General features: G+C 70.2%; 8 protein-coding genes. All 8 read left to right on the top strand.

Annotated features, from left to right (window positions below; translation table 11 throughout):
- The coding region (locus tag CH341_RS25030) for a chemotaxis protein CheA (RefSeq protein WP_146604614.1) at positions 1-1,202 on the top strand (1,202 nt) is incomplete at its 5' end.
- 18 nt (positions 1,203-1,220) lie between these two features.
- Positions 1,221-1,757: a chemotaxis protein CheW gene (locus CH341_RS25025; RefSeq protein ID WP_111421697.1), complete on the top strand. Its 537-nt coding sequence runs from the start codon at positions 1,221-1,223 to the stop codon at positions 1,755-1,757.
- On the top strand, positions 1,757-3,499 hold the full coding sequence (locus CH341_RS25020) for a methyl-accepting chemotaxis protein (RefSeq protein ID WP_111421696.1): 1,743 nt from the start codon (positions 1,757-1,759) through the stop codon (positions 3,497-3,499). The genes CH341_RS25025 and CH341_RS25020 overlap by 1 nt, the downstream gene beginning before the upstream one ends.
- Positions 3,500-3,502: 3 nt before the next feature.
- The gene (locus CH341_RS25015; RefSeq protein ID WP_111421695.1) at positions 3,503-4,033 is read left to right on the top strand and encodes a chemotaxis protein CheW; all 531 of its coding nucleotides are present in this window, start codon (positions 3,503-3,505) and stop codon (positions 4,031-4,033) included.
- Positions 4,034-4,071: 38 nt separating this feature from the next.
- Complete coding sequence (locus CH341_RS25010; RefSeq protein ID WP_111421694.1) at positions 4,072-5,922, top strand: methyl-accepting chemotaxis protein; 1,851 nt, start codon at positions 4,072-4,074, stop codon at positions 5,920-5,922.
- Between the two features lie 18 nt (positions 5,923-5,940).
- The gene (locus CH341_RS25005) at positions 5,941-6,855 is read left to right on the top strand and encodes a CheR family methyltransferase (RefSeq protein ID WP_111421693.1); all 915 of its coding nucleotides are present in this window, start codon (positions 5,941-5,943) and stop codon (positions 6,853-6,855) included.
- Between the two features lie 2 nt (positions 6,856-6,857).
- The gene (locus CH341_RS25000) at positions 6,858-7,949 is read left to right on the top strand and encodes a protein-glutamate methylesterase/protein-glutamine glutaminase (protein WP_111421692.1); all 1,092 of its coding nucleotides are present in this window, start codon (positions 6,858-6,860) and stop codon (positions 7,947-7,949) included.
- A gap of 112 nt (positions 7,950-8,061) precedes the next feature.
- Positions 8,062-8,151, top strand: a 90-nt coding sequence (locus tag CH341_RS36515) for an alpha-hydroxy-acid oxidizing protein (RefSeq protein ID WP_170149792.1), incomplete at its 3' end; no start/stop codon positions are given.

The following is an 8,151-nucleotide window of genomic DNA, read 5'->3' as shown; positions in this document are numbered from 1 at the left end:
GGACGAGAGCGCCCGCCGCTTCCTCGCCAATTTGCAGGGTGCGGGTGCCGGCCGAGCGGCTCGACGAGCTGATGGACCGGGTCGGGGAGCTGGTGATCGCGCAGTCGCGCCTCAAGCAGATCGCCGCCGCGTCGAGCGATCCGCAGGTCAAGTCGGTCACCGAGGAGATCGAGCGTCTCGCCCGCGAGTTGCAGGACACCACCATGGGCGTCCGCATGATGCCGATCGGCTCGCTGTTCGGCCGATTCCGTCGGCTGGTGCACGACCTGTCGCGCGACCTCGGCAAGGACATCGAGCTGATCACGTCGGGCGAGGAGACCGAGCTCGACAAGACCGTGATCGAGCGGCTCGCCGATCCGCTGGTCCACCTCATCCGCAACGCCGGCGACCACGGGCTGGAAGGCCCGGACGGCCGCGCCGCCGCCGGCAAGCCGGCAAAGGGCCGCATCACCCTGACGGCCCGCCACGCCGGCGCGGCCGTGCTGATCTCGGTCGGCGACGACGGCCGCGGCCTCGACCGCACCCGAATCCAGGCGCGCGCCGAGGAGCAGGGGCTGCTCGCGCCCGGCGCCAAGCTGGCCGACGAGGAGCTGTTCAAGATCATCTTCGCGCCGGGCTTCTCGACGGCCCGGGAGGTGACCAACCTGTCCGGCCGCGGCGTCGGCATGGACGTGGTCAAGCGCACCATCGACGAGCTGCGCGGCTCCATCGACGTGAAGAGCACGCCCGGCCACGGCTCGGAGGTCACGCTGCGGCTGCCGCTGACGCTCGCCATCATCGACGGGCTTCTGGTCCGCGTCGGCAAGGGCCGCTACGTGATCCCGCTCGGCGCCGTCGAGGAATGCGTCGAGCTGACGCCGCAGGACGACCTGCGGGCGAAGGGCCGCTGCTTCCTCAACATCCGGGGCGACCTGGTTCCCTACATCCGGCTGCGCGAGCAGTTCGCCTCGGCGTTGCCGGCCGATCCCTACCAGAAGGTCGTCATCGTCTCGGCCAGCGGCATGCGGGTCGGCCTGGTCGTCGACCAGGTGATCGGCGACCACCAGACCGTCATCAAGTCGCTGTCGCGGCTGCACGCCGATGTCGGCGTCTTCTCCGGCGCGACCATCCTGGGCGACGGGTCCGTCGCCCTCATCCTCGACGTGCCGCAGCTCGTCGCCGACGGGCAGGCCGCCGAGGAGCGGCTGAAGGCGGCGAGCTGAGCCGCACAGGAGCGTTTCATGACCACGACCGACGACGGCCGGCCCCTCGAGGTGCTGACCATGGATCTCCAGGGCCAGACCTTCGCGCTCGAGGCCAACCAGGTCCGTGAGATCCTGGATCTGGTGCCGGTGACCGAGGTGCCGGGCAGCCAGCCCTTCGTCAGCGGGCTGATCAACGTGCGCGGCAAGGTGGTGCCGCTCGCCGACCTCCGGCTCAAGTTCGACATGGAGCAGGCGCCCGACACGATCGACACTCGCATCGTCGTCACCGAGATCGAGATCGACCGGGTGCCGACCGTCATCGGCATCCGGGCCGACAAGGTGCACGAGGTGACCGAGCTCGCCGCCTCGGCGCTCGCCGACGTTCCCCGCGTCGGCACCCGCTGGCGCCAGGAATACATCCGCTTCATCGGCAAGCGCGGCGACGACTTCATCGTCGTTCCCGATCTCGCCCGCATACTCTCGCCGTCCTCCGCCGACCAGGCGCCCGACAAGTCCAAAGCAGAACGACGAACCCCGACCTGTGCGCTCGCCGGGCGTTCAGGAGACCTGTGATGCGCTTCACCATCAAGCTCAAGCTCGGCTTCGCCTTCGCCGTCATCATCGCCCTGTCGGGCGTCACGGCCTGGCTCGGCATCTCCAACCTGTCGTCGCTCGACGCGACCCTCAGCCGGCTGGTCGACGTGCCGGTGCAGCGTCTCGCCTTCTCGCTCGAGATGAACACGAGCCTCGTCTCGCTGATCCGTTCCGAGCAGAACCTGGTCATGGCCCAGGCTAAGGACGAGATCACCAAGTACGAGAACGAGCTCCTGCACGAGCGCCAGTCGCTGCTGTCGCGGATCGACAAGGCCGAGGAGAGCGCGACGGCGCAGAACAAGCCGATCTGGTTGGCCAATCGCGGCCTCCTGACCCGGATCGCCAGCGAGCAGGACAAGATCCGCACGCTGGTCCAGCAGGGCGAACGGGATCAGGCACGTGCCGTCTCGGCGGGTGAGCGCCGCAGCCTGACGCAGGATCTGCAGAAGCAGTTCGAGCGGGCCGCCGACATCAATCGCAAGGCGCTGGAAGACGCCAAGTCCGCCGCCAACGAGCAATACGAGAGCGCCCGCAACCTGATGCTCTCCATCGTCGGCGCCTCGCTGCTGTTCGCGGCCGCGATCGCGGCCTGGATGGCGATCACCATCAGCCGCAGCCTGGCCCGCGCCGGTGCGCTCGCCCAGGCGGTGGCGCAGGGCGACCTGACCCAGACGATCGACAAGGTCTCCAAGGACGAGATCGGTGACCTGATCGGCCACATCAACGCGATGGTCGAGAAGCTGCGCCAGGTCGTCGCCGAAGCGCTCGCGGCATCCGACAACGTCTCGGCCGGCAGTCAGGAGCTGTCGTCGAGCGCCGAGGAGCTGTCCGAAGGCGCGACCGAGCAGGCGGCGTCCGCCGAGGAGGCCTCCTCGTCGATGGAGGAGATGGCCTCCAACATCAAGCAGAACGCCGACAACGCCACCCAGACCGAGACCATCGCGCGCAAGTCGGCCTCCGACGCCGAGCAGAGCGGCGGCGCCGTGATCCGGGCCGTCGAGGCGATGCGCACCATCGCCGAAAAGATCACCATCGTGCAGGAGATCGCCCGCCAGACCGACCTGCTGGCGCTCAACGCCGCGGTGGAAGCGGCACGGGCCGGCGAGCACGGCAAGGGTTTCGCCGTCGTCGCCTCGGAGGTGCGCAAGCTCGCCGAGCGCAGCCAGACCGCGGCGGCCGAGATCGGCACCCTGTCGACCCAGACCGTCAAGGCCGCCCAGGAGGCGGGCGAGATGCTGGCCCGCCTCGTCCCCGACATCCAGAGGACGGCCGAGCTCGTCTCCGAGATCAGCGCCGCCTGCCGCGAGCAGGACATCGGCTCCGAGCAGATCAACACGGCGATCCAGCAGCTCGACAAGGTGACGCAGCAGAACGCCAGCGCCTCGGAAGAGATGTCGGCGACCTCCGAGGAGCTCGCCGCCCAGGCCGAGCAGCTCCAGTCCAGCATCGCCTTCTTCCGCACCGACGACAGCGTCGCCGGCATGGCGCCCACACGGCGTGCCGCTCCGGCGCGGGCCGCGGCCTCCGCCAGGCCGGCGCCTGCTGCCGCCGAACGCCCCCGCGCGTCCGCCAAGGCGGCCACGGGCGGCGCCAACAAGCTGGTCGAGCAGGTGCGCGCCGCCTACGGCCAGGGCAAGGCTCCGGCCCGCGCCGGCTTCCGGCTCGACCTCGCGGCCGGCGGTCCCGACAACCACGACGCACAGTTCGAAAGGGCGAGCTGACCCATGACCTCGACCAGCACGGCCAGCGACGGCTTCTACGTCACCATCGGGATCGGCCGGGAGGTGTTCGCGGTCCCGGTCGCGATGGTCCTCGAGATCCTGCCGATCCAGGAGGTGTTCCGGATCCCCGACGCGCCGGCTCACCTCGACGGCCTCATCGACGTGCGCGGCCGCGGCGTCGCGGTGATCGACCTGCGGACCCGTCTCGGCCTGCCGCGGGTCGAGCCGGACGAGACGACCCGGATCGTCGTGCTCGACGTGCCGCTGCCGGGCCGCCGGCTCGCCGTCGGCCTCACGGCCGACCGCGTGTTCGAGGTGGCGACCCTGGACGACGGGCGGCTGGAGCCGCCGCCCGACATCGGCACGCCCTGGGCGCACGACCACATCCTCGGCGTCGGCCGCCACGGCGGCGGCTTCGTGGCCGTGCTCGACATCGTCCGTCTCTTCACCACCGATCCGGCCATGACGACGGCCGAGCGTGCAATGCCCGCTGCGGGCGGCCTCGTGCCGCCGGTCGCGGCCCAAGCGGCCTGACCCATCCTCTCGAACCGCACCTTGCCAGGAATGCCCCGATGCGCCTCACCATCAAGCTGAAGCTCGCGCTCGCCTTCGCCATCATCATCGTTCTCTCCGGCGTCACCGCCTGGCTCGGTATCTCCAACCTCGCCTCGCTCGACCAGACACTGCAACGGATGGTCGAGGGTCCGGTCCACCGCATGCAGTTCTCGCTCGAGCTGAACTCCGATCTCATGACCTTGGTGCGGGCCGAAAAGAACCTCATCATGGCGACCTCCAAGGAGGAGGTCGATCGCTTCGACACCGAGATCGCGCGCGATCGTCAATCACTCGCAGCGACGCTCGAGAAGGGCGAGTCGACTGCCGCGGCGGAGCGTCGACCGCTGTGGATGGCAGCCCGTACGTCGTTCCAGCAATACGTCCAGACCCAGGACAAGATTCGGGAGGCGCTGCGCCGCGGCGAGCAGAACGAGGCGCGCGTCCTGTCCGGCACGGTGGCACGGCAGCATGTCGGCGACGTTCAGAAGAATCTGCGGACGATCATCGAGGCCAACAACCGGATTCTCGGCCAGGCCAAGGCCGACGCCGCCCAGCAGTACGAAAACGCCCGCATGCTGCTCATCGGTCTCGTCGCGGTCGCGCTGCTGATCGCGGTGGTCACGGCGGTGTGGATGGCGCTGTCGATCAGCCGCGGCCTCGCCCGGGCCGGCGGCCTCGCCGAGGCCGTCGCGATCGGCGACCTGAGTCAGGAGGTCAAGGTCACCTCCAACGACGAGATCAAGGATCTGGTCGACTCGCTCAATCAGATGACGACCAATCTGCGCATCAACGCGGATGTCGCCGACACCATCGCCAACGGCGACCTTACGGTGCGGGTGCAGCGCTTCTCCGAGAAGGACACGCTCGGCATCGCGCTGGAGCGCATGGTGGAGAAGCTCCGCCAGGTCGTGGCCGAGTCGCTGACGGCGGCCGACAACGTCTCGTCAGGCAGCCAGGAGCTGTCGTCGAGCTCCGAGGAGCTGTCGCAGGGCGCCACCGAGCAGGCGGCGTCCGCCGAGGAGGCCTCCTCGTCGATGGAGGAGATGGCCTCCAACATCAAGCAGAACGCCGACAACGCCACCCAGACCGAGAAGATCGCTCGGCAGTCCGCCGCCGACGCCGAAAAGAGCGGCGACGCGGTGACGCGCGCCGTCGAGGCGATGCGCACCATCGCCGAGAAGATCACCATCGTGCAGGAGATCGCCCGCCAGACCGACCTGCTGGCCCTCAACGCCGCCGTGGAAGCGGCACGGGCCGGCGAGCACGGCAAGGGCTTCGCGGTCGTCGCCTCGGAGGTGCGCAAGCTCGCCGAGCGCAGCCAGACCGCGGCGGCCGAGATCGGCACGCTGTCGTCGCAGACCGTCAAGGCCGCCCAGGAGGCGGGCGAGATGCTCACCCGGCTCGTGCCCGACATCCAGAAGACGGCCGAGCTCGTCTCGGAGATCAGCGCCGCCTGCCGCGAGCAGGACATCGGCGCCGACCAGATCAACCAGGCGATCCAGCAGCTCGACAAGGTGACGCAGCAGAACGCCAGCGCCTCGGAGGAGATGTCGGCGACGTCGGAGGAGCTCGCCGCCCAGGCCGAGCAGCTCCAGGCCAGCATCGCCTATTTCCGCACCGACGAGAGCGCCGCTGCGGTGCCGGCGAAGCGGCCCGCTCCGGCGCGTGTCGTCGCCTCCAAGGCCGCGCCGTCGCCGGCGCCGCGTCCGGCCGTGAAGCCGGCCTCGAACGGCGCCAACAAGCTGGTCGACCAGGTGCGGGCCGCCTACGCCCAGCCGGGCCGCGCGGCGGGTCGGGGCGGCTACAAGCTCGATCTCTCGTCCGGCGGCCCGGACGCCCACGACGCTCAGTTCGAGCGCGCGAGCTGAGCCGGGCAGGGTAGCGTCATGAACCATGCTATTGCGAAGACGCTGCCCGCTCGGGAGGCCGCCGGACCGGAGGCGGCCGAGTCGAGCTGGGTCGACACGCACGACCGGCTGCGGCCGCGGGACTTCCAGCGTCTGGGGGAGTTCATCCACGGCTACAGCGGCATCAAGGTGCCGCCCAGCAAGTCGACCATGATCGAGGGGCGGCTGCGCAAGCGCGTCCGCGCCCTCGGCATGCACAGCCTCGCCGACTACTGCGACTATCTGTTCGACCAGGACGGCCTCGCCGCCGAAGAGATTCACCTGATCGACGTGGTCACCACCAACAAGACGGAGTTCTTCCGCGAGCCGGAGCACTTCCGGATCCTGGCCGACGACGTCCTGCCGCGGATCGCGTCGGAGCGCCGCATCGGCCCGCGCGCGCCGGTCAAGATCTGGAGCGCGGCGTCGTCGACCGGGGCGGAGGCCTACACGATCGCCATGGTGCTGGCCGAGCAGCGCCGCCACATCCCGGAGCTCGCCGGCGTCGTCTACGCCACCGACATCTGCACCGACGTGCTCGGCACGGCGCGCGGTGGCATCTTCCCGGCCGAGATGATGACGCCGGTGCCGCCCGAGATCCGGTCGCGCTACGTGATGCGGGCCAAGGACCGGACCTCGTCGCTCGTCCGGATCGTGCCGGAGCTGCGCGCCATGGTCCAGTTCGGCCGGCTCAACCTGATGGACACGTCGTATCCGATGGATCGCGACCTCGACATCGTGTTCTGCCGCAACGTCCTCATCTATTTCGACAAGCCGACGCAGCTCGCGGTCCTGCGCCGGCTCTGCGACCACCTCCGTCCGGGCGGCTGGCTGTTCCTCGGGCATTCCGAGACGCTGTCCGGCTTCGACCTGCCGGTGCGGGCCGCCACCACCGCGGTCTTTCGACGGAGCTGACCATGGCGTCGCCGATCCGCGTGCTCGTCGTCGACGACTCCGCCTCGGTGCGGCAGACGCTCGCCGCCATCCTCAACGAGGATCCGGAGATCGAGGTGATCGGCACGGCGTCGGACCCGTTCGTCGCGGCGCGCCGCATCCAGAGCGAGGTGCCGGACGTCATCACGCTGGACGTCGAGATGCCGCGCATGGACGGCATCACGTTCCTGCGCAAGCTGATGAGCCAGCGCCCGCTCCCGGTCGTGATGTGCTCGTCGCTCACCGAGGCGGGCTCGGAGACGCTGATCCAGGCGCTGGAGGCCGGCGCCGTGGACGTCATCCAGAAGCCCCGGATGGGCGTCACCCAGTTCCTGATGGAGTCGCGGCTGCGGATCTGCGACTCGGTCAAGGCGGCCGGGCGGGCGCGCCTGCACTGCCTGCCGCGGCGCCGCGCCGCCGGCGGCGGCATCGCGGCGCCGCCCAAGAAGCTCACCGCCGACGTGATGCTGGCTCCGCCGCGAAGCAGCCAGGCGATGGCCCGCACCACCGAGACGGTCGTGTGCATCGGCGCCTCGACGGGCGGCACGGAATCGCTGCGCGCGCTGCTCGAGGTGCTGCCCGCCGACTGCCCGCCGATCCTCATCGTCCAACACATGCCGGAGATGTTCACGGCGGCGTTCGCGCGCCGGCTCAACGGGCTGTGCGCCGTGGAGGTGAAGGAGGCGGCCGACGGCGACACCGCGCTGCGCGGCCGCGTGCTGATCGCGCCCGGCGACCGTCACATGATGCTGCAGCGGAGCGGGGCGCGGTACTATGTCAGCATCAAGGACGGGCCGCTGGTCTCGCGCCACCGTCCCTCCGTCGACGTGCTGTTTCGCTCCGCCGCGAAGTACGCCGGCTCGAACGCCGTCGGCATCATCATGACCGGGATGGGCGACGACGGTGCGCGCGGGCTTCTGGAGATGAAGCAGGCCGGCGCCCACACGGTGGCGCAGGACGAGGAGACCTCGGTGGTGTTCGGGATGCCCAAGGAGGCGATCGCGCTGGGCGCCGCCGACCGGGTCCTGCCGCTCGACCGCCTGTCCGCCGAGCTCATGCGCGCCGGCGCGCTCTGATCGCGCCGGGCGACCCCGATCAGAACAGCACGTCGTCGAGGCTCGCCTCGGCGGCCGCCGCCGCGAGTGGCGGCGAGTCGGTCCGGAGCGGAAGACCGGGCGCCTTGCGGGCGTGGATCTCGCGCCGCTGGCCCGCGACGCCGTTCGGCACGGCTGTGCCGGCATCTGGGTCTCGAACCATGGCGGCCGCCAGCTCGATCAT

The sequence above is a fragment of the Rhodoplanes roseus genome, from assembly GCF_003258865.1.
Classification (GTDB): domain Bacteria; phylum Pseudomonadota; class Alphaproteobacteria; order Rhizobiales; family Xanthobacteraceae; genus Rhodoplanes; species Rhodoplanes roseus.
The sequence above is the reverse complement of the archived record's forward strand: the minus strand, read 5'-3'. Positions and strand labels throughout refer to the sequence as shown.

Excerpts from the sequence above, each read along its gene's own strand:
- CH341_RS25025 (WP_111421697.1), top strand. The coding sequence starts at position 1,221 with ATGACCACGACCGACGACGGCCGGCCCCTCGAGGTGCTGACCATGGAT.
- CH341_RS25020 (WP_111421696.1), top strand. The coding sequence starts at position 1,757 with ATGCGCTTCACCATCAAGCTCAAGCTCGGCTTCGCCTTCGCCGTCATC.
- CH341_RS25015 (WP_111421695.1), top strand. The coding sequence starts at position 3,503 with ATGACCTCGACCAGCACGGCCAGCGACGGCTTCTACGTCACCATCGGG.
- CH341_RS25010 (WP_111421694.1), top strand. The coding sequence starts at position 4,072 with ATGCGCCTCACCATCAAGCTGAAGCTCGCGCTCGCCTTCGCCATCATC.
- CH341_RS25005 (WP_111421693.1), top strand. The coding sequence starts at position 5,941 with ATGAACCATGCTATTGCGAAGACGCTGCCCGCTCGGGAGGCCGCCGGA.
- CH341_RS25000 (WP_111421692.1), top strand. The coding sequence starts at position 6,858 with ATGGCGTCGCCGATCCGCGTGCTCGTCGTCGACGACTCCGCCTCGGTG.